This is a genomic window from Arthrobacter sp. 10T416 (assembly GCF_056394165.1).
Genome location: NZ_JBFTHI010000001.1, coordinates 473,278 through 492,876, shown reverse-complemented (window position 1 = coordinate 492,876; position 19,599 = coordinate 473,278). Strand labels below are relative to the sequence as shown.

General features: G+C 67.9%; 17 protein-coding genes. 13 read left to right on the top strand and 4 right to left on the bottom strand.

The window, feature by feature from the left end; all coding sequences use genetic code 11:
- The first annotated feature begins 7 nt into the window (after window positions 1–7).
- The 6 genes from ruvA (at window position 8) to AC1DBE_RS02190 (ending at window position 7,827) form a co-directional block, all read left to right on the top strand.
- The gene (ruvA, locus tag AC1DBE_RS02215) at window positions 8–652 is read left to right on the top strand and encodes a Holliday junction branch migration protein RuvA (protein WP_476879269.1); all 645 of its coding nucleotides are present in this window, start codon (window positions 8–10) and stop codon (window positions 650–652) included.
- Entirely contained in the window at window positions 645–1,766 is a 1,122-nt protein-coding gene (gene ruvB / locus AC1DBE_RS02210) for a Holliday junction branch migration DNA helicase RuvB (protein ID WP_476903338.1), read from the top strand. Before ruvA ends, ruvB begins: the two co-directional genes overlap by 8 nt.
- Window positions 1,767–1,979: 213 nt before the next feature.
- On the top strand, window positions 1,980–2,414 hold the full coding sequence (gene yajC / locus AC1DBE_RS02205; RefSeq protein WP_476903339.1) for a preprotein translocase subunit YajC: 435 nt from the start codon (window positions 1,980–1,982) through the stop codon (window positions 2,412–2,414).
- 107 nt (window positions 2,415–2,521) lie between these two features.
- Window positions 2,522–4,282 (top strand): protein translocase subunit SecD, encoded by a 1,761-nt coding sequence (secD, locus tag AC1DBE_RS02200; RefSeq protein ID WP_476969460.1) that lies wholly within the window; start codon window positions 2,522–2,524, stop codon window positions 4,280–4,282.
- On the top strand, window positions 4,283–5,290 hold the full coding sequence (gene secF / locus AC1DBE_RS02195; protein ID WP_476879265.1) for a protein translocase subunit SecF: 1,008 nt from the start codon (window positions 4,283–4,285) through the stop codon (window positions 5,288–5,290).
- 143 nt (window positions 5,291–5,433) lie between these two features.
- Window positions 5,434–7,827, top strand: a complete 2,394-nt coding sequence (locus AC1DBE_RS02190) for a RelA/SpoT family protein (RefSeq protein WP_476969459.1) — start codon at window positions 5,434–5,436, stop codon at window positions 7,825–7,827.
- Window positions 7,828–7,895: 68 nt separating this feature from the next.
- On the opposite strand, the gene AC1DBE_RS02185 is transcribed toward AC1DBE_RS02190, so the two are convergent.
- From AC1DBE_RS02185 to AC1DBE_RS02175, 3 genes are all read right to left on the bottom strand, one after another.
- On the bottom strand, window positions 7,896–8,567 hold the full coding sequence (locus tag AC1DBE_RS02185; RefSeq protein ID WP_476969458.1) for a hypothetical protein: 672 nt from the start codon (window positions 8,565–8,567) through the stop codon (window positions 7,896–7,898).
- A 115-nt stretch (window positions 8,568–8,682) separates the two neighbouring features.
- Window positions 8,683–10,272: a DUF349 domain-containing protein gene (locus AC1DBE_RS02180; protein WP_476969457.1), complete on the bottom strand. Its 1,590-nt coding sequence runs from the start codon at window positions 10,270–10,272 to the stop codon at window positions 8,683–8,685.
- 61 nt (window positions 10,273–10,333) lie between these two features.
- Window positions 10,334–11,140 (bottom strand): peptidylprolyl isomerase, encoded by an 807-nt coding sequence (locus AC1DBE_RS02175; protein WP_476880548.1) that lies wholly within the window; start codon window positions 11,138–11,140, stop codon window positions 10,334–10,336.
- Between the two features lie 221 nt (window positions 11,141–11,361).
- Between AC1DBE_RS02175 and hisS the strand changes: the two genes are divergently transcribed.
- The 3 genes from hisS to AC1DBE_RS02160 all read left to right on the top strand — a co-directional run bounded on the left by hisS (window position 11,362) and on the right by AC1DBE_RS02160 (window position 15,572).
- Entirely contained in the window at window positions 11,362–12,708 is a 1,347-nt protein-coding gene (gene hisS, locus AC1DBE_RS02170; protein ID WP_476969456.1) for a histidine--tRNA ligase, read from the top strand.
- Window positions 12,709–12,870: 162 nt separating this feature from the next.
- A complete protein-coding gene (gene aspS / locus AC1DBE_RS02165) occupies window positions 12,871–14,652 on the top strand; it encodes an aspartate--tRNA ligase (RefSeq protein ID WP_476879930.1) in 1,782 nt (593 codons plus the stop codon).
- An 86-nt stretch (window positions 14,653–14,738) separates the two neighbouring features.
- Entirely contained in the window at window positions 14,739–15,572 is an 834-nt protein-coding gene (locus AC1DBE_RS02160) for a GNAT family N-acetyltransferase (protein ID WP_476969455.1), read from the top strand.
- A 148-nt stretch (window positions 15,573–15,720) separates the two neighbouring features.
- Here AC1DBE_RS02160 and AC1DBE_RS02155 read toward each other — a convergent pair whose 3' ends face one another.
- Complete coding sequence (locus tag AC1DBE_RS02155; RefSeq protein ID WP_476969454.1) at window positions 15,721–16,368, bottom strand: acVLRF1 family peptidyl-tRNA hydrolase; 648 nt, start codon at window positions 16,366–16,368, stop codon at window positions 15,721–15,723.
- Between the two features lie 76 nt (window positions 16,369–16,444).
- Between AC1DBE_RS02155 and AC1DBE_RS02150 the strand changes: the two genes are divergently transcribed.
- From AC1DBE_RS02150 to AC1DBE_RS02135, 4 genes are all read left to right on the top strand, one after another.
- Window positions 16,445–17,869, top strand: coding sequence for a replication-associated recombination protein A (locus AC1DBE_RS02150; RefSeq protein WP_476903344.1), 1,425 nt, complete (start codon window positions 16,445–16,447; stop codon window positions 17,867–17,869).
- Window positions 17,870–18,051: 182 nt separating this feature from the next.
- A complete protein-coding gene (rpsD, locus tag AC1DBE_RS02145; RefSeq protein WP_091251848.1) occupies window positions 18,052–18,678 on the top strand; it encodes a 30S ribosomal protein S4 in 627 nt (208 codons plus the stop codon).
- A gap of 145 nt (window positions 18,679–18,823) precedes the next feature.
- Window positions 18,824–19,198, top strand: coding sequence for a DUF948 domain-containing protein (locus AC1DBE_RS02140; protein WP_476879934.1), 375 nt, complete (start codon window positions 18,824–18,826; stop codon window positions 19,196–19,198).
- A gap of 25 nt (window positions 19,199–19,223) precedes the next feature.
- A complete protein-coding gene (locus tag AC1DBE_RS02135; RefSeq protein ID WP_476969453.1) occupies window positions 19,224–19,511 on the top strand; it encodes a DUF6167 family protein in 288 nt (95 codons plus the stop codon).
- The last annotated feature ends 88 nt before the right edge of the window (window positions 19,512–19,599 follow it).

Sequence of the window (19,599 nt, the reverse complement as noted above, 5' to 3'; positions counted from 1 at the left end):
CCAGGCCTTGATCAGTTTTCTCCGCGGAACCGTAGCGCACGTTGGCCTGTCCTCGGCAGTGATCGACCTCAACGGCGCCGGCATGAGCGTCAACGCCACGCCGCAAACCCTCAGCAAACTCCGGGTCGGCGAGGAAGGCAAGCTGTTTACCTCCCTGATCGTCCGGGAAGACTCGCTGACCCTCTTCGGCTTTGGCAGTGACGACGAACGTGAGGTCTTTGATGTCCTGCTCAGTGTGAGCGGCGTCGGTCCCCGGCTGGCCCTGGCCGTCCTCGCCGTCCACGAACCCGAGGCGATCCGCGTCGCCGCGCATTCAGGGGACGGCAAGGCCTTCACCAAGGTGCCCGGCATTGGCCCCAAGGTCGCGGGCCGGATTGTGCTGGAACTCGCCGGCAAGCTGGTGCCGCACGGCACGCCGGGCGCGGCTGTGCCGTCCGTCTCCGCAGAAAGTGTGTGGAAGCCCCAGGTGGTGGCGGCCATGACCAGCCTGGGCTGGTCCGAAAAGGACGCCACCGCCAGCATCGACAAGTCGCTGGCGGATTCGCCCGAACTCGCCGAGCAGGGAAACGTCGCAGAGATCCTTCGCGCCACCCTGCGCTGGCTCGGCCAGGATGGCGCCCGTGCCGGGAACCGGGTAGGCGCGCGTGGCTGAGCCATCCATCGTCGGCGGGGGAGAGGAACCCGAGGAGCGCGCCATCGAGGCGGCCCTCCGGCCCAAGAACCTGCACGACTTCGTCGGACAGCACCGGGTCCGCAAGCAGCTCTCCCTGGTGCTTGAAGCGTCGCGGATGCGCGGCCGCAGTGCCGACCACGTGCTGCTCTCCGGGCCTCCCGGCCTGGGTAAAACAACGCTGTCCATGATCATCGCCGCAGAGATGAATGCCCCGCTGCGGATCAGCAGCGGCCCGGCGATTCAGCACGCCGGCGACCTCGCTGCGATCCTGTCGTCCCTGTCTGAAGGGGAGGTCCTGTTCCTCGACGAGATCCACCGGATGTCCCGCCCGGCCGAGGAAATGCTGTACATGGCCATGGAGGACTTCCGCGTCGACATCGTCGTCGGGAAGGGTGCCGGCGCCACGGCCATTCCGCTGGAACTGCCGCCCTTTACCCTGGTGGGCGCCACCACCCGCGCCGGCCTGCTCCCGGGGCCGCTGCGGGACAGGTTCGGCTTTACCGGGCACCTGGAGTTCTACTCCGTCGAGGAACTCGAACTGGTGCTCCGGCGTTCGGCCGGCCTGCTGGACCTGAAGGTGAACTCCGCAGGTTTCAGCGAGATCGCCGGCCGGTCCCGGGGCACACCCCGCATCGCCAACCGCCTTCTGCGCCGCGTCCGGGACTGGGCGCTGGTGCACGGTGTCGACCAGATTGACGCCCGTTCCGCCTCCGCAGCCCTGGACATGTACGAGGTCGACAAGCGCGGCCTGGACCGCCTGGACCGGGCAGTGCTTGAGGCGCTGATCACCAAGTTCGGCGGTGGCCCGGTGGGGCTGTCCACCCTGGCGATCGCCGTTGGCGAAGAAACCGAAACCGTGGAAACCGTCGCCGAGCCCTACCTCGTCCGCGAGGGCCTGCTGGGCCGGACGCCACGGGGCCGGATCGCGCTGGCGCCGGCATGGACCCATCTTGGATTCGCTGTCCCCGCCGGTGTCTTCGGGCAGGACCCGCTGGACCTGTTCCAGGCCGGCGAGCCGGACAGCGGGCCGGCCGGAAGCGGGGAGTACGCTGCGCCCGCCGCGGACCCGGAATGGATCCGTAATAGTCAATAGCACTCGCTMGTGACCTTTTCCCTTTAGACTGGTATGACGCTCGGCACGTTCGGGCCTTCGTTTCCGTGTGCGGCTACCACTAGCCGCTGCTGGCAGGGCATGGTCTTTCTGCCCCGCCAACTGCCGGGTCCCTACCGGGCGGTTCCGGAACGAGGCGGACGTTGCTGTGAAACCAGCTTGCAAGTACAGAACGGAACTTTCCCCTTGGATCCAATGACAATTCTCCTGTTCGTCATGCTCGGCGTGTTCGTCTTTATGATGTTCCGCCGCAACAAGAAGACGCAGCAGCAGCAGGCGGAGCTCCAGTCGAAGTTCAGCCCCGGTGTTGAGGTAATGACCAGCTTTGGCCTCTTCGGCCGCATCGTCCAGATCGACGACGCCGAGAACAAGGTTGTCCTGGAGCTCTCCCCGGGCAACACCGCCACCGTGCACCGCCAGGCCGTGACCAAGGTCGTCGAGCCGGTAGTTGCTGCCGAGGAGCCCACGGTCGTTCCCGACGACGCTTCCTCGCTGACCCACGAGCCCGCCGAGACCGTGAGCCCGGTTGACAACGTCGACGGCGCCGCCGTCGCCGGCGACCCGCTCCGCAACGAAACGCCGGATGAAACCCTGCGCCGCCTCAACGACGAAGGCAAAAAAGACAGCTAGTCTGCCTCCTGAGCTAACCCGCGGCGCTACGGTGCGCGGGCATCCGCCGGTGCAGGCCTGAGAGCCCGCACCGGCGGTTTCCTCCGTAAACAATAGAAAGATCGACAATGGCACGAACTGGCCCCAAAAACTCAGCCCTCCGGGTGCTGGTCTGGCTTGGCGTTATTCTCGCCGTCTTGACTGCCGTCCTGGCCGGCGGCAACATCGCCGGGCAGGCGAGCTGGGCTCCGAAGCTGGCCCTGGACCTTGAAGGCGGCACCCAGATGATCCTGGCGCCCAAGGTGGAGGGCGGTTCTGGCATCAACGAAGAACAGCTCAACCAGGCCGTCGCGATCATCCGCCAGCGTGTTGACGGTTCCGGCGTCGCCGAAGCCGAGATCAGCACCCAGTCCGGCCGCAACGTGGTGGTCAGCCTTCCGGGTACCCCGTCGAAGGAAACCCGTGCCTTGATCCAGGCCTCGGCCGATATGAACTTCCGTCCGGTGATCCAGGCCGGGGCCGGAGCAGCCGTTCCGGTCGCCTCCCGTACCCCGGCGAACAAGCTGCCCAAACCTACCGCGGCCCCCGCGAACAGCAGCGACGAGAACTGGATAACCGCCGACGTCTACAAAAAGTACGAGGCGCTGGACTGCGACAACCCCTCCCAGGAAAAGCAGGAGCGCTCCGACCCTGCCAAGCCCCTGGTCACCTGCGAACCGGCTGCCGATGGCAGGCCCGCGGTGAAGTACATCCTGGGTCCGGTTGAGGTTAAGGGATCCAACATCAAGACCTCGTCCTTCCAGCTCCAGCGCGGCGCCCAGGGTGCCGTCACTAACGAGTGGGCCGTCGACATCCAGTTCGATGAGCAGGGCACCGCGAAGTTCAAGACAATCACCGAGCGCCTGAACAAGTTCTACGTCGCCGCCGGCGGCACCACGGGTTCGGACCCGAAGGCCCAGTTCGCCATCGTCCTGGACGACCGCGTCATCTCAGCACCGCGGTCCCAGGCGGTCATCACCGACGGCCGCCCGCAGATCACGGGCAACTTCACGGAGCAGTCGGCCAAGGCCCTGTCGGACCAGTTGCGCTTCGGCGCCCTGCCGATCAGCTTCGAGATCCAGAGCGACCAGCAGATTTCCGCCACCCTCGGCGGGGAGCAGCTGCGTATGGGTATGCTGGCCGGCCTGATCGGCCTGCTGCTGGTGGTTGTCTACTCCCTGTTCCAGTACCGTGCCCTGGGCCTTGTCACCGTTGCGTCCCTGGTGGTCGCCGGTGCCCTGACCTACCTCGCCATCGCCATCCTCGGCTGGACCGAAAACTACCGCCTGTCGCTGGCAGGCGTGGCCGGTATCATCGTGGCCATCGGCCAGACGGCGGACTCGTTCATCGTCTACTTCGAACGTATCCGTGACGAACTGCGCGAAGGCCGGGGCCTGGTTTCCGCCGTCGAGAACGGCTGGAAGCGGGCCAAGCGGACTGTGCTTGCCTCGAAGGCCGTCAACCTGCTCGCAGCCCTCGTGCTCTACTTCGTGGCGGTCGGCAACGTCCGAGGCTTCGCCTTCACCCTGGGCCTGACCGCCATTGCCGACCTGATCGTGGTCTTTATGTTCACGCACCCGACGCTGCAGGTCCTGGCCCGCACCAAGTTCTTTGGCGAAGGCCACAAGTTCTCCGGCCTCGACCCGAAGCGCCTCGGCGCAGTGCCACTGTACCGCGGCGCCGGCCGGATCCGCACACCGGATGACAAGCCGGTGGCGACTCCGCGCGCCAAGAACACCGGTGCCACGGCCGAAGCCGAACGCCGTATGACAATTGCAGAACGACGCCTCGCCGAAAGGCAGGACCAGCTCGCCGGGTCCGCCAAGAGTGCGTCCAAGGAGGGCAAGTAAATGGCAAGCTTCGCCACATTCGGTAACGAGCTTTACACCGGCAAGCGTTCGTACGACTTCGTCGGTTCCAAGAAGATCTGGTTCCTCATCGCCCTGGTCGGCGTCGCGCTGTCCATCCTGCTGCCGGTCGCCAAGGGCGGCTTCAACCTCGGCATCGAGTTCCGCGGCGGCTCGGAATTCACGGTCTCCAACGTCAAGGACCGCGACGCCGGGCTCGGCGAAAAGGCTGTCCAGCAGGTCGTTGCCGGCAGCCTCCCGCGGGTTGCCAACGTCGCCGGCAACACAATGCGGATCCAGACGGACAAGCTCAACGACGACGAGGTCCTCAAGGTCAAGGACGGCCTGACCAAGGCCTACGGCGTGACCGACAACGAGGTGACCTCCACGTTCGTGGGTCCCACCTGGGGCGCCGACGTGACCAAGCAGGCGCTGTTGGGCCTCGCGGTCTTCGTTGGCCTCGCCGCAGTCCTGATGGCCCTGTATTTCCGGACCTGGAAGATGTCGCTCTCGGCCCTGGCGGGTATGGCCGTGACCATGTTCATCACGGCCGGCATCTATTCGCTGAGTGATTTCGAAGTGACCCCCTCGGCCATCATCGGGTTCCTGACCGTGCTCAGCTACTCGCTGTACGACACCGTGGTGGTCTTCGACAAGATCCGCGAAAACACCGCCGACCTGCAGGCCTCCACCCGGCGCACGTTCGCCGAGGAGGTCAACCTCGCCGTCAACCAGACCCTGGTCCGTTCCATCAACACCATGATGGTGGCCATCCTTCCGGTCGGCGCCATCCTCTTCATCGGTGCGGGACTCTTGGGCGCGGGAACACTGCGGGACCTCTCCCTGGCCCTGTTCGTCGGTATCCTGATCGGCACCGCGGCGACCATCTTCGTCGCCGCCCCGCTCTATGCCTGGCTGCGCCAGGGCGAGCCGGACCTGGTCAAGCAGGCCAAGCGGGTGCAGCAGCGCCGCGCGGAGAACGCCGCGAAACCGGCGCCTGCCACGGCCTAGCCGGCAACCCCGCCGAACACCGCCCCACGGGCCGGAGAGCGTCCCCGCGACGCCCCCCGGCCCGTGGCCGTTCGTCCCGGTTATCGACGTACCCCGCTGCGGGAATAGACTTGAATAATTAACGGGTTGTGAGAGGTGCTTCATTGGAAGAACGTGCGACGCCGGCGCCAGCAGCGCCAGCGGATCAGGGTGCCGGCCAGGGTAGCCAGACTGGTGTGGTTGCTGCCGGACGCCCGGATACGGCCGTCCCGGTCGACAACTCGGGAACCCGGCCCACGTTCCCCGGCCGGCGTGAGCGCACCCGCTCCCGGCTGGCGCGCCTGACCGGCCGCGGCACGCCGGCTTACTCGCCTATCCTGGAGCCGCTGCTGCGCACCGTCCGGGCGAACAACCCCAAGGACGACTTCGAGCTCATCCAGCGCGCTTTCGTTGTGGCGGAACGCTGCCACCGAGGGCAGAAGCGCAAGAGCGGTGATCCCTACATCACCCACCCGGTAGCCGTGGCCACCATCCTCGCCGAGCTGGGACTAAGCGGGACCACCTTGGCTGCCGCCCTGCTGCACGACACCGTGGAGGACACCTCCTACACTCTGGAGGACCTGAAGGGCGAGTTCGGCCCCGAGGTTGCCATGCTGGTGGACGGCGTTACCAAGCTCGACAAGGTCAGCTTCGGCGAAGCCGCCCAGTCCGAGACCGTCCGCAAGATGGTCGTGGCCATGGCCAAGGACATCCGTGTGCTCATGATCAAGCTCGCGGACCGCCTGCACAACGCCCGGACCTGGCGTTTCGTGTCGGCCGAGTCGTCCGCCCGCAAGGCGCGCGAAACCCTGGAGATCTTTGCCCCGCTGGCCCACCGGCTGGGCATGAACACGATCAAGTGGGAACTGGAGGACCTCTCCTTCGCGGCCCTGTACCCCAAGGTCTACGAGGAAATCGTCCGGATGGTGGGGGACCGCACCCCGGAGCGCGAGAAGAGCCTCGCAGTCATCCGCAACCAGATCACCGAGGACCTGCGCACCGCCAAGATCAAGGCCACGATCACCGGCCGGCCCAAGCACTATTACTCGATTTACCAAAAGATGATCGTCCGGGACAAGGACTTCGACGACATCAACGACCTAATGGGCGTCCGCGTCCTGGTCGACTCCGTCCGGGACTGTTATGCGGCGCTCGGCGCCATGCATTCGCGCTGGAACCCGCTCCCGGGCCGGTTCAAGGACTACATCGCGATGCCCAAGTTCAACATGTACCAGTCACTGCACACCACGGTGATCGGCCCGGGCGGCAAACCGGTCGAGATCCAGATCCGCACCCACGAGATGCACCGCCGCGCCGAGTACGGCGTCGCGGCGCACTGGAAATACAAAGACCAGCCCAACCGCACCGCTGCCGGACCGGGGAGCCCCCGCGACGGCGACATGGGCTGGCTCCGGTCTCTGGTTGACTGGCAGCAGGAAACGTCCGACCCGGGTGAGTTCCTCGATTCGCTGCGGTTCGAGATCAACGCCCGTGAGGTGTTCGTTTTCACCCCCAAGGGCGAGGTCATGGCCCTCCCCGCCGGTTCGACCCCGGTCGACTTCGCCTACGCCGTCCACACCGAGGTGGGCCACCGCACCATCGGCGCGCGGGTCAACGGCAAGCTGGTCCCGCTCAACAGCGAACTGAACCACGGCGACTGGGTGGAGATCTTCACCTCCAAGGCCGAAGGCGCCGGGCCGAGCCAGGACTGGCAGCATTTCGTCAAGAGCGCCCGCGCCCGGAACAAGATCCGGCAGTGGTTCAGCAAGGAACGCCGCGAAGAGGCGATCGACCGCGGCAAGGACCTGCTCACCAAGGCGATGCGCAAGCAGAACCTGCCCCTGCAGCGCCTGATGACCCACGACGCCCTGGCCGCCATCGCGGAGGACTTCAAGTACACCGACATCTCCGGGCTGTACGCGGGAGTCGGCGACGGCCACACCTCGGCGCAATCCGTGATGGAGCGGCTCGTTGAAAGCCTCGGCGGCAACGACACACCCGAGGATGACCTCACCGAAGTCTCCATCCCCACCCAGGTCGCCAAGGCCCGCTACTCGGACTCCGGTGTGGTGGTCCGCGGGGTCGACGACGTCTGGGTGAAGCTGGCACGGTGCTGCACCCCGGTGCCACCGGACCCCATCCTGGGCTTCGTCACACGCGGCTCCGGCGTGTCCGTGCACCGGACGGACTGCACCAACGTCTCCGGCCTGATGGACCAGCCGGACCGGATCGTCGAGGTGGAGTGGGCACCGACCCAGTCCAGTGTCTTCCTGGTGGAGATCCAGGTTGAGGCGCTGGACCGCAAATCGCTGCTGTCCGACGTCACGCGCATCCTCTCGGAGAACCACGTCAACATTCTGGCCGCCAGCGTTCACACCTCCACCGACCGGGTGGCGATCTCCAAGTTCGCCTTCGAGATGGGGGACCCGAAGTACCTCAGCCACGTCCTCAGCGCCGTCCGTCGCATCGACGGGGTCTTCGACGTCTACCGCACCACGGGTAACCGCCGCCGCAGCTGACCGCGGTACAGGGGTCCGGTAACGAGGGTCTCGTGCCCGGATAGGCGGCACCCGGACAGGCTGTGACGTTATGGGCCGCGAGCCGTGCGGCCGCCCTGATCGGCCTGCAATTGCGCCAGCGTGGCCAGGGCCGACTTCTTGTGGGGCACCCGCGGCGTGGACTCCACCGCGCGGATCAGCAGCCGAAGCCGGACCCCCAGGCCCGGCGCTGAGACCAATGCTGCCAGGGCTGGCAGTGCGCGTTCGGCCTCCACATGCATGGCGATGTCCACCGCGGTCCGCAGCGGGCTGGTGACCATCAGGCCGCCGAGGCTGACGACGTCGAACGGGCCGAGCCGCACCTCGTGGAAAGTGCACCCGCGCAGGGCCCGCAGGCTGGAAACCCGCCGGTTGGCATCGACCAGCAAGGCCAGCCGGTCCGGTTCCGGGCTGCAGCCGTAGATCCAGGCAGCCGTCATCCGCCCCGCCACTACCCGTTGCCGGACAGGCCCGGGTACGGCGCAGGCCGCCGCCCGCGCACGCAACTGGGGACTCGGCGCGGCCCCGGGCGGCAGGTAGCCGCGCTGGGAGAGCCGCGTCAGCACGCCGTCGGACGCCATCGCCTGCAGCTCGGACCAGGAGAAGAGGGTGCCCGGGGAGTAGAGCACCGTGGGCGCGCCCGGGGGACCGGCACCCGGAGGCCCGGCGCCGTGGGCGGCCGGCGTGAAGGCTGTGGCGGGGCGGCCGGAGGACGGGGTCATTCAGCCATCGTGCCGTGCGGTCCCGGACATGGAACAGGCCCCGCCGCGGTCATGTGGATAACCGCGGCGGGGCCTGTCGGGCAGCTTGGGGCCGGCCGATGCTACGTGGTGCTGCCTAGGACAGTTCGCTCGCTGAGCGCTCCAGCTGCTCCAGCCAGGCCTGCCGTGCCTCCAGCGCTTCGCGGGCGGCCTTGATCTTCCGCTCGTCCCCGGCCTTCTCGGCCTTGGCAAGCTCTTCCTTGAGGCCGGCGATGGCGGACTCAAGCTGCGAGAGGGCGCTGTTGGTGCGGGCCTTCGTTTCCGGGTTGGACCGCTTCCAGTTCTCGTCCTCCGCGTGGCGGACGGCGTCCTCGACCTTCCGCAGCCCGGCTTCGATCCGGCCCATGTCCGCACGGGGAACCTTGCCGGCTTCCTCCCAGCGGTCCCGGATGGACTGCAGGGCCTTCTTGGCCGCTGCGAGGTCCTTGATCGGCAGGAGTTCGTTGGCCTCCACCAGCAGGGCCTCCTTGACCACGAGGTTCGCACCGTATTCCTGGTCGATTTCCTCGTTGGCGGCCTGGCGGTTCGTGAAGAAGACGTCCTGCGCGGCACGGAAACGCGCCCACAGGGCGTCGTCGTCCTTGCGGCTGGCGCGGGGGGAGGCCTTCCACTGGTCCATGAGACGGCGGTACTCGCCGGCCACAAAGCCCCAGTCGGTGGAGGACGAGAGCGCCTCGGCCTCCGTGATCAGCTTCTCCTTCGCGGCCTTGGCCGCCGAGTTGTTGCTGTCGAGCTGGGAGAAGTACGCCCGGCGGTGCCGGTCGAACACGGTCCGGGCGGCGCGGAACCGCTTCCAGAGCGCATCCTCGTTGCTGCGGCCCAGCCGGACACCACTCTTCTGGGCGGTCTTCCAGCTCTCGAAGAGTTCGTTCATCCGGGCGCTGGAGGTCTTCCACTGGACCTGGGCCGGGTCGTGACCGGCGATGGTCTCGGCTTCGGCGACGATGGCCTCACGGGCGGCGAGTTCAGCGGCGCGGACGGCGTCGTGCTCGGCCTTCTCGGTCTTCTCGAGCTCGGTGATCTGTCCGGAGAGCGTGTCGAGGCGTCCTTCAGCGGCGCGGAGGTCACCCACCATGTTCTTCTCCGCCAGGATTTCGCGCAGGTGCGTGACGGTCTTCTGCATGTCCGTGGCGGGAGCCTTGGAGGCTACGCGCTGTTCGAGCAGGACGATCTGGGCGACGACGTCGTCGTACTTCCGGGCGAAGTAGCCCAGCGCTTCCTCGTCACTGACGCCCGGATACTGGCCGACAGAGTGTTCCTCGCCATCAATGGTCAGGTAGACGTGACCGTCGCCCTCGACGCGGCCCCAGCGGGCGGCCTCGGCAAGCGAAGCGGCGCTGGAGGCGGGCGCGGCAGCCGGCGCCGCCGGCGCCGGCGTTGCCTTGGGGCGTGCCGCGAAGGCGGCAGGCGACGGCGCGGGGCGCGGTGCGGGCGCCGGGGCTGCGGGCGCAGCGGCGGGGGCCGCCGCTGCCGGGGCCTCCTCCGTGGCGGGTGCCTCGGGCACCTCCGTTGCCGGGGCCTCCTGGACTTCTGCCTCCGGAGCGGCGGGCTCGGCGGCCGGCGTGGTTCCGCCCGGGTCTACTGCCGTGTCGGTCACCGCAACCTCGGCTTCGGTTTCGTTGGCAGCTGCTGCCACTGTTTCGTCGGATTTCTGACTGTCTGTCACCGCTAGAAGTCTTTCGCTTGGAGGGAAATACCGGCACCGCGGCCGCGAGGGCCCCGGCTGGTTACTTCAGAGAGAACGAGTCTATCGTGACTGGTTCTGCCGGTGCGCCGTCGGTGGCGCTGGCACCGGCTTTGAGGCCGGCCGCCGCAATCTTGCTGACCACGTCAAGGCCGGACGTGACCTTGCCTACCACGGTGTAACCGCCGGCGGCATCCGCTGGAATCACGGTGTCCTTATAAACAATGAAGAACTGTGTCCCGTTGCCGTAGGCGTTGCCGCCGGTGCGCGCCACCGCAATGGTGCCGGCCGGGTACTTGTTGTCCTTGGGCGTGTTCTCGAGCGGGCCCCAGTTGTAGGCGGGGTCGCCGCTGCCGTCGCCAGACTTGGAGCCGCACTGCAGCACGCCGAAGGAATCGGCGGTGGTGAGCCGGTGGCAGGCCAGGCCCTTGTAGAAATTCTGGTCCGCGAGGGACTTGAACACGGCGGCGGCCTGGGGCGCCTTGGTGCCGTCGAGCGCGACCCCCAGGCTGCCCCGGTTCAGCGCCAGTGTGCCGGTGAAGGTCTTGCCGGCGGCCGTCTCCGGTTTCGGAATATTCGCGCCGTTGCTGGTTGCGGGCGACGGCGTCGCGGACGCCGTCGGGCTCTCCAGGCCGGCCTCGGCGGCCTTGAACTCATCCTCAGTGGGATTGCTGGAGAAAACTGTCAGCTGCAGCACTATCGCGAGAACCAGGGCGGCCGCGCCCCCGGCGGTGGCGAGGACGTTATCCCGTTTCCGGCGTTTGTCCTGCTCCCGGCGCAGCTCACGCTTCGCCTCCATCTGCTGGACGCGCCGCTTGGCTTCGCGGGCGCTCCGTGAACTGGCCGCCAAAAGTCCTCCTGGTTGTAAGGCCGCAACCCGGGCCGCGCGGTGGGCGTCGATCCGGGTGCAACACGCATGCTGCGGCAGCCGCGCCCGCCGCGGCCGCATTAGAGATGCGCGCGCCGAAAGCATAAACTGACTGCCGCACACAGTTTATGCACGACTGGCCGGTCTGCGCGCGACGCCGCGGCCGCCGGGCCGCCGTCGTTATCAGAGGAGAAAATTCCACCATGGCACGCACCGCCTCCCTGTCCGGATTCCCCGAGTGGCTTCCCGAGGAGCGGATGGTGGAGCTGCATGTACTGGATACCCTGCGCCGGACCTTTGAACTGCACGGCTTCTCCTCGATTGAGACGCGCGCCGTGGAGACTGTGGGTCAGTTGCTCCGCAAGGGCGAAATCGACAAAGAGGTCTACGGCCTCAGCCGGCTGCAGGACGATGAGGCCGGGACCGACGCGTCCCACAAGGCCGATCCCAACGCCCTGGCCCTGCACTTTGACCTGACGGTGCCTTTCGCGCGGTACGTAGTGGAGAACGCCGGCTACCTGGCGTTCCCGTTCCGCCGCTACCAGATCCAGAAGGTGTGGCGTGGCGAGCGTCCGCAGGAGGGCCGCGCCCGCGAGTTCACCCAGGCGGACATTGACATCGTGGGCGACGGCGAACTGCCGTTCCGCTACGACGTTGAAATCGCGCTGGTGATCGCCGAGGCGCTGAGCTCCCTGCCGATTCCGGACTTCCTGCTCCGGATCAACAACCGCAAACTGGCCGAGGGTTTCTACAACGGCATTGGCCTGACCGACACCGCCGGCGTCCTCCGGAGCATCGACAAGCTGGAAAAGATCGGCCCGGCCAAGGTCGCCGAACTGCTGCAATCGGAGCTCGGCGCCACCGCCGAACAGGCCCAGGCGGCCCTGAAGCTGGCGGCCATCCGGACCGGCGACACCTCGTTCGTGGAGCAGGTCCGCGCGCTCGGCGTCACCAACGAGCTGCTGGAGGAGGGCCTGAACGAACTCGAACAGGTCATCGCCGCAGCCGTCCAGCGGGCCCCCGGCAAGGTCGTGGCCGACCTCAGCATCGCCCGCGGGCTCGACTACTACACCGGCACCGTGGTGGAAACCGTCCTGGTGGGCCACGAGCAACTGGGCTCCATCTGCTCCGGCGGCCGCTACGACGCCCTGGCCAGCAAGGGCAACCGCAAGTTCCCCGGCGTCGGGCTGTCCATTGGTGTGACCCGGCTGGTCTCCCGGATCCTCAGCCAGGACCTCGCCAAGGCCTCCCGGGCCGTGCCCACGGCCGTGCTCGTGGCGCTGGCGAACGACGGCAGCTGGGGAGCGGCCCAGGACGTCGCGGCGCAGCTCCGTGCCCGCGGCATCGCCACCGAAGTGGCGGCAAAGGCAGAGAAGTTCGGCAAGCAGATCAAGTTCGCGGACCGGCGCGGGATTCCCTTTGTCTGGTTCACGGACGACGACGGCAAACACGAAGTCAAGGACATCCGCACCGGTGAACAGGCCGACGCCGATCCCGCCAGCTGGATGCCGGCCGACGAGGACCTCCACGCCCGCGTGACGCGGGCCTGACCCGGCCGAGGCCCGGGGCTTCGTCCCGGGGCCGCCCCGGCCGCGGCGGTGCTGTTCGCTGGCCGTGGCGGGCAGGGCCTCTCCAGCGGGTAAACTCGAACGGGACCGTTCCTGTAGCGGTCCTCTTTAACATCACCCTGTTTTCCTTCTGAAAGGCGAGCTGTGCTGCGCACACACGACCTCGGATCCCTTCGCTCCGAGCACATTGGACAAACCGTAACCCTCGCCGGCTGGGTCGGCCGGCGTCGTGACCACGGTGGTGTCGCATTCGTGGACCTGCGCGACGCTTCGGGCGTCTCCCAGGTGGTCGTCCGCGAAGAAGAGGTCTTCCACAATCTCCGCAACGAGTTCGTGCTTCAGATCATCGGCACCGTCGCCAAGCGTCCCGAGGGCAACGAGAACCCCTCGCTGGCCACCGGCGAGATCGAGGTCATGGCCGAAAAGGTCACCATCCTCAACACCTCGGACCCGCTGCCGTTCCAGATTGACGAGCACGTTGAAGTAGGCGAGGAAGCACGACTCAAGCACCGCTACCTGGACCTGCGCCGCCCCGGCCCCGCCCGCAACCTGCGCCTGCGCTCCGAGGCGAACCGCGTGGCCCGCGAATTGCTGCACCAGGACGGCTACGTCGAGATCGAGACGCCCACGCTGACGCGGTCGACGCCGGAAGGTGCCCGCGACTTTGTGGTACCCGCCCGCCTCGCGCCGGGATCCTGGTATGCACTGCCGCAGTCCCCGCAGCTGTTCAAGCAGCTCCTGCAGGTCGGTGGCTTCGAGAAGTACTACCAGATCGCGCGCTGTTACCGGGACGAGGACTTCCGTGCCGACCGCCAGCCGGAGTTCACCCAGCTCGACATCGAAGCCAGCTTCGTGGAGCAGGACGACATCATTGGCCTCGGCGAGAACATCGTTAAGGCGCTCTGGAAGCTGATCGACGTCGAGATCCCCACCCCGATCCAGCGCATCACCTACAACGACGCGATGGCCCGCTACGGCTCGGACAAGCCGGACCTGCGCTTCGGCCTGGAGCTGACCGAACTCACCGAGTTCTTCAAGGACACGAACTTCGGCGTCTTCAAGGCTCCCTACGTCGGCGCCGTCGTGATGCCCGGCGGAGCCTCGCAGGCCCGCCGCGCCCTCGACGCCTGGCAGGAATGGGCCAAGCAGCGCGGCGCCAAGGGCCTCGCGTACGTCCTCTTCAAGGAAGACGGCGAACTCGCCGGCCCCGTAGCCAAGAACCTGACCGAGACCGAACGGGCCGGGCTCGCGGAGGCCGTCGGCGCCAACCCCGGCGACTGCATCTTCTTCGCCGCCGGCGAGAAGACCCCGTCCCGTGCCCTGCTCGGCGCGGCACGTGTGGAAATCGGCCACCGGACGGGCCTGATCAACCCCGCCGACTGGGCCTTCTGCTGGGTAGTCGACGCGCCGATGTTCGAACCCGCCGCCGCCGCTGTGGCCTCCGGCGACGTAGCTGTCGGCGCCGGCAAGTGGACGGCCGTGCACCACGCCTTCACCTCGCCGAAGCCGGAGTTCATGGACAGCTTCGACACCGACCCGGAAACCGCGCTGGCCTACGCCTACGACATTGTCTGCAACGGCAACGAAATCGGCGGCGGTTCCATCCGTATCCACCAGGGCGACATCCAGGAGCGGGTCTTCAAGGTCATGGGCCTCTCGCACGAGGACGCCCAGGAGAAGTTCGGCTTCCTGCTCGAGGGCTTCAAGTTCGGCGCGCCCCCGCACGGCGGCATCGCGTTCGGCTGGGACCGCGTGGTCTCCCTGCTCGCCGGCGTGGACTCCATCCGCGACGTCATCGCGTTCCCGAAGTCCGGCGGCGGCTACGACCCGCTGACCCAGGCACCCGCGCCCATCACGGCGCAGCAGCGCAAGGAAGCCGGCGTCGACTTCAAACCGGAAACCAAGAAGGACGACGGCTCCAAGTAGCCTGCGTTGACTGGCAGCACGTGGCTCCCCGGGAAACCGGGGGGCCATTGCTGTCGGCGGACTGAATATTGAGGGAAGAGGATCCCATGGGACACGATGCGCCCGCCGCGCTGGAGGCACTCATGGATGCCGCGTGGCCGGCCGCCGAACGGGCGGACACCGCCGGGTGGGTGCTCCGCGCCGCCGCCGGAGTGACGCAGCGCGCCAACTCCGTCTGGCCCCGCGAACCCGGAGCGGACCCGCATGCGCAGCAGGCCGCGCTCCGGGAAGCGCGGCTCTGGTACCGGACCCGCCGCCAGCCCCTGATATTCCAGGTCTTCGACGGCGCAGAGTCCGGGCCGTTGAACACGCTCCTCGACACCGAAGGCTTCACCCGGCAGTCCGAAACCCTCGTGATGGCCCGGCACGGCGCAGGTATAGGCACCGGCGTCGCAGCGGGTGACCGCGGCGCCGTCGAACTCTCCAACGAGCCATCGGGGGAGTGGCTGCGGCTCTGGTGGAGCGTGGACGGCCGGGGCGACGATGCTGCCCTCGAGGTGGCCCGCGGGATCCTGACGGGCTGCCCGGCGCTGTACGCACTGGTGCGGGACGACGACGGCGTCCCCGCCGCCGTCGGACGCCTCGCCCTGCCGGTGCTCGCCCCCGGGCGCTCCGTCGACACCCCGGCCGCGGATAGCAGTCAGTGGGGAGGGGTGTACTGCATGGCGACCCGTCCGGACGCACGGCGCCGGGGCTACGGTGCTCACGTGCTCCAGGCCCTGCTGGGCGAGGGAAGCCGCATGGGTCTGGCGGGCTACTGGTTGCTCGTTACGGCGGCCAACACTGGCGCGCGGCAACTCTACGGCCGGGCCGGATTCACAGAGTCCGGCCGCTACCTCTACCGGCAGGAACGGCCCAAGCGCCACCTGACCGGCTGCTGACCCGCCCCACCACCCCGGGCCTCCACCCGGCGCCATTTCGACGGTTCCCTGCGCATTAGACGTATCTGCGCGTCGAGTCGGCACGGAACCGTCGAAACGGCCCGGCCCAGGCGGTGCTCAGGTGGCGCGAGGCGGGGCGGGGCGGGGCTTACGACGGCGGGTCGGTGACGTGGATCCGCACGGCGCAGACGTCGGCGGCGGCCTTCTTGAGCACCACCGCGCGCGGGTCCGGGACGTCCAGGAATGCCAGCCGGTCGAGCCCCGCATAGCCTTTCAGCACGGGTTTGGCGAGCACCTCGTCGGCCAGGGTACGGTCCCCGCCCGGAGCCAGGTACTCGATGCTGTGGTCCGCGAAAATCCGTGCGGCGTGTGCGGCCACCGCCTCGACCAGGGCGTCCGCCTGGTTTGCCCGGCGCCGCGCAAACCGTTGCTGGGACCATCCGCCCGCTGCGGTGCGGGACTGCACGTGCCGGGTACCGGTCTTGGACGCGAGTACCCGCCCCTCGGAAACCGCCGCCACCGAATACCCGCCGCGGCGCACCAGGACCAGGCCCAGGCGCCGGGGCTGCGACGCCAACGACGCGAGCCGGGCAACCGGACCATCGCCGCGGCCCGGCCTGCCGGCGTCGGGCCACGGGGGCTGCAACAACGCCACGGCGCCGTCGGCCGCGACCAGCTGCAGGCCAGCGTCCAGTGATTCTTCCCGCAGATCTCCATGGCTGGCGCGGAACCTCTCCACCCAGCCGGCCAGCCGGTCGCCGGAGACGAATGCCACACGGGTCTCGGGGCTGGGCATGGCGGGGTCTCCAGTGTGAGGGGAAGGGGCGGCCGCCGTGTCGGGGCGGCCGCGGAACTAGAAGTAGCCTATCTATGTGGATGATCTCTTTGGCGCAGGACAGGACAACGCGTCCGCCAACAACGACGACGCCGACGAGGCCGGCCGGTCCCCGTCGAGCGGGAACTCCACCCCGCGCAGCCCCCTGGCGGTCCGCATGCGGCCGCGGAGCCTCGACGACGTCGTAGGCCAGCAGCACCTCCTGGGCCAAGGGTCGCCACTACGCCAGCTGGCTGCCGGCAGCGACGCCACCGGACCGGCGGGGCCGAGCTCACTGATTCTCTGGGGCCCCCCGGGGACGGGTAAGACCACCCTCGCCCACGTCATCGCCAAGGGTCCGGGGCGCAAGTTCGTTGAGCTCTCCGCGATCACCGCCGGAGTGAAGGACGTACGGCGCGTGATGGACGAGGCGCTCACCGCCCGGGACCTGTATAAAACCACCACCGTGCTCTTCCTGGACGAGATCCACCGCTTCAACAAGGCCCAGCAGGATGCGTTGCTTCCTGGCGTCGAAAACCGCTGGGTGGTGCTGGTCGCGGCCACCACGGAGAACCCGTCGTTCTCGGTGGTGTCGCCGCTGTTGTCCCGTTCGCTGCTGCTGACCCTCAAGCCACTCACCGACGCCGACGTCGAGGGGTTGCTCCGCCGGGCCGCCGAGGACGTCCGCGGCCTCAACGGCAAGGCCGAGCTCGACGACGAGGCCCTGGCCCACCTGGTCCGGCTCTCGGGCGGGGACGCCCGCCGGGCGCTGACGGCCCTGGAAGCCGCTGCCGGCGTCGCCTTCGGGGACGCGGACGACGCCGACGGCACCGCCGCGGAGCCTGCGGTCAGGATCGAGCTCAAGCACACGGAACGTGCCCTCGACGTCGCCTCGGTGCGCTACGACCGGGCCGGGGACCAGCACTACGACGTCGCCAGTGCCTTCATCAAATCCATCCGGGGGTCCGACGTCGACGCCGCACTGCATTACCTCGCCCGGATGCTGGAGGCGGGGGAGGACCCACGGTTCGTGGCCCGCCGGATCGTGATCTCCGCGGCCGAGGACGTGGGAATGGCGGATCCCACCGCGCTGCAGACCGCGGTGGCCGCAGCGCAGGCGGTGCAGCTGATCGGCATGCCCGAGGGCCGGATCATCCTGGCCGAAGCCGTGGTGCACCTTGCCACCGCGCCCAAATCCAACGCCGCGTACATGGGGATCAACCAGGCGATCGCGGACGTCAGGGCCGGGCTTGGCAACGGCATCCCCGCCCACCTGCGGGACGCCCACTACCCGGGATCCAAGCAGCTGGGCCACGGCAAGGGCTACAAGTACGCCCATGACGCGCCGCATGCGGTGGCCACGCAGCAGTACCCGCCGGACGACCTCGTGGGCCGGAACTACTACGAACCGACCGGCAACGGCGCCGAGCGGGAGATCTCCACCCGGCTTGAGCGGCTGCGGAAGATCATCCGGGGCAAGTAGGGATCATGCTAGGATTGTCTGTTGTCTGGCAAGGCACGGACGCACAATCCACCGGTTTTCAGCGGTTGACGCTGATGTGATGGGTTTGCCCTGTGCCCAGTAGCAAAAGGCAGCGGTTGGCCGATGCTCTCCATCGTGGAGGCCAGTAACACTGACACACCGCAGATATTGGAAGGACACAAGTGGCTAACAACACTCGTGCTCGCCGTACCGCACGCCTCTCGCGTGCACTCGGCATCGCTTTGACCCCCAAGGCCGCCAAGTACATGGAGCGCCGCCCGTACGGCCCCGGTGAGCATGGCCGTGCCCGCAAGAAGCAGGACTCCGACTACGCCGTACGTCTGCGCGAAAAGCAGCGTCTGCGCGCCCAGTACGGCATCCGCGAAGCCCAGATGACCCGTGCCTTCGAAGAAGCACGCCGCACCAAGGGCCTGACCGGTGAAAACCTGATCGAACTGCTCGAAATGCGTCTCGACGCCCTCGTGCTGCGTGCAGGCTTCGCCCGCACCATCGCCCAGGCCCGCCAGCTGGTTGTGCACCGCCACATCCTGGTTGACGGCATCCGCGTTGACCGTCCGTCTTTCCGCGTCGGTGAGGGCCAGCTGGTCCACGTTCACAGCCGCAGCGAGACCATGCCTCCCTTCCAGGTGGCAGCGGCCGGCGCACACCGCGACGTTCTGCCCATGGTTCCGGCCTACCTGGACGTCAAGCTCGACGCCCTGCAGGCCCGCCTGGTCCGTCGCCCCAAGCGCTCCGAAATCCCCGTGACCTGCGAAGAGCAGCTCGTCGTGGAATTCTACGCACGCTAGATCCAGCGCGACACCTTACAAAGAAGCCCGTGGCAAGCGCCGCGGGCTTCTTTGTATGTAAGGTACTTGGGGGAGTTCTCCGATTGCCGTCCCGGCGCCAGAGGACCTTGCAGCAATCCACGGAGTTTCAAGGAGATGAACGTCTATGACTGGTGGCGATATTGCCGGCCTGATCGCGGCCGGGGTGTTTGCACTGCTGGTGCTGCTGCTCGCCGTGCCGATCCTGAAGCTCGGGGGCGTCTTTGACGAGGTGCGCAGCACCATCCGTTCGATCAGCGACGGCGCCACCCCCCTCATGGATGAGGTCACTGCCACCGTCTCCACGACCAACCAGCAGTTGAAGAAGGTTGACGGGATCTCCTCCAACGTCTCGGATGCCTCCGCCAATATCTCGGCGCTGTCCTCCCTGGTGGCCGCCACCGTCGGTTCCCCGCTGATCAAGGTGGCCGCGTTCAGCTACGGCGTCCGCTCCGCCTTCACGGCCCGCAAGAAACCCGCCACCGGCCGCCGCAGCCGCTGACCACGCCGACCTGACAGGAACTGACATGAACAGGATCATCTGGATGGGCATCGGCGTCGCGATCGGTGTCATCGCCTTCCGCAAGCTCACCGAGGCGCAGTCAACGCTTGGCCCCGAGGGCCTGAACCGTGCCGTCGGCCGCCTCGCCGACGGTGTGTACGATTTCGCCGACGCCGTCCGCGTGGGCATGCGCGAACGGGAGACCGAACTCCGCACGGCCCTCGGCGTGGACGTCGGGGCCGACGCCGGCGCGGACTCCGCCGCGGACGCCCCCTACGGTGCCCTGCCGGGCCGGGGTGCGGTCCGGCGCTAGCCGGGAGAGAATGAGAAGCACCGGCGTCCCGCGGGACGCCTGCCGGAACCATTCCGGTATTTCAAGCCTTCCGGAGGCGGCAGCACGG

Excerpts from the sequence above, each read along its gene's own strand:
- AC1DBE_RS02185 (WP_476969458.1), bottom strand. The coding sequence starts at position 8,567 with ATGACCCCGTCCTCCGGCCGCCCCGCCACAGCCTTCACGCCGGCCGCC.
- AC1DBE_RS02135 (WP_476969453.1), top strand. The coding sequence starts at position 19,224 with ATGAACAGGATCATCTGGATGGGCATCGGCGTCGCGATCGGTGTCATC.
- secF (WP_476879265.1), top strand. The coding sequence starts at position 4,283 with ATGGCAAGCTTCGCCACATTCGGTAACGAGCTTTACACCGGCAAGCGT.
- secD (WP_476969460.1), top strand. The coding sequence starts at position 2,522 with ATGGCACGAACTGGCCCCAAAAACTCAGCCCTCCGGGTGCTGGTCTGG.
- AC1DBE_RS02155 (WP_476969454.1), bottom strand. The coding sequence starts at position 16,368 with ATGCCCAGCCCCGAGACCCGTGTGGCATTCGTCTCCGGCGACCGGCTG.
- hisS (WP_476969456.1), top strand. The coding sequence starts at position 11,362 with ATGGCACGCACCGCCTCCCTGTCCGGATTCCCCGAGTGGCTTCCCGAG.
- AC1DBE_RS02140 (WP_476879934.1), top strand. The coding sequence starts at position 18,824 with ATGACTGGTGGCGATATTGCCGGCCTGATCGCGGCCGGGGTGTTTGCA.
- yajC (WP_476903339.1), top strand. The coding sequence starts at position 1,980 with ATGACAATTCTCCTGTTCGTCATGCTCGGCGTGTTCGTCTTTATGATG.
- AC1DBE_RS02160 (WP_476969455.1), top strand. The coding sequence starts at position 14,739 with ATGGGACACGATGCGCCCGCCGCGCTGGAGGCACTCATGGATGCCGCG.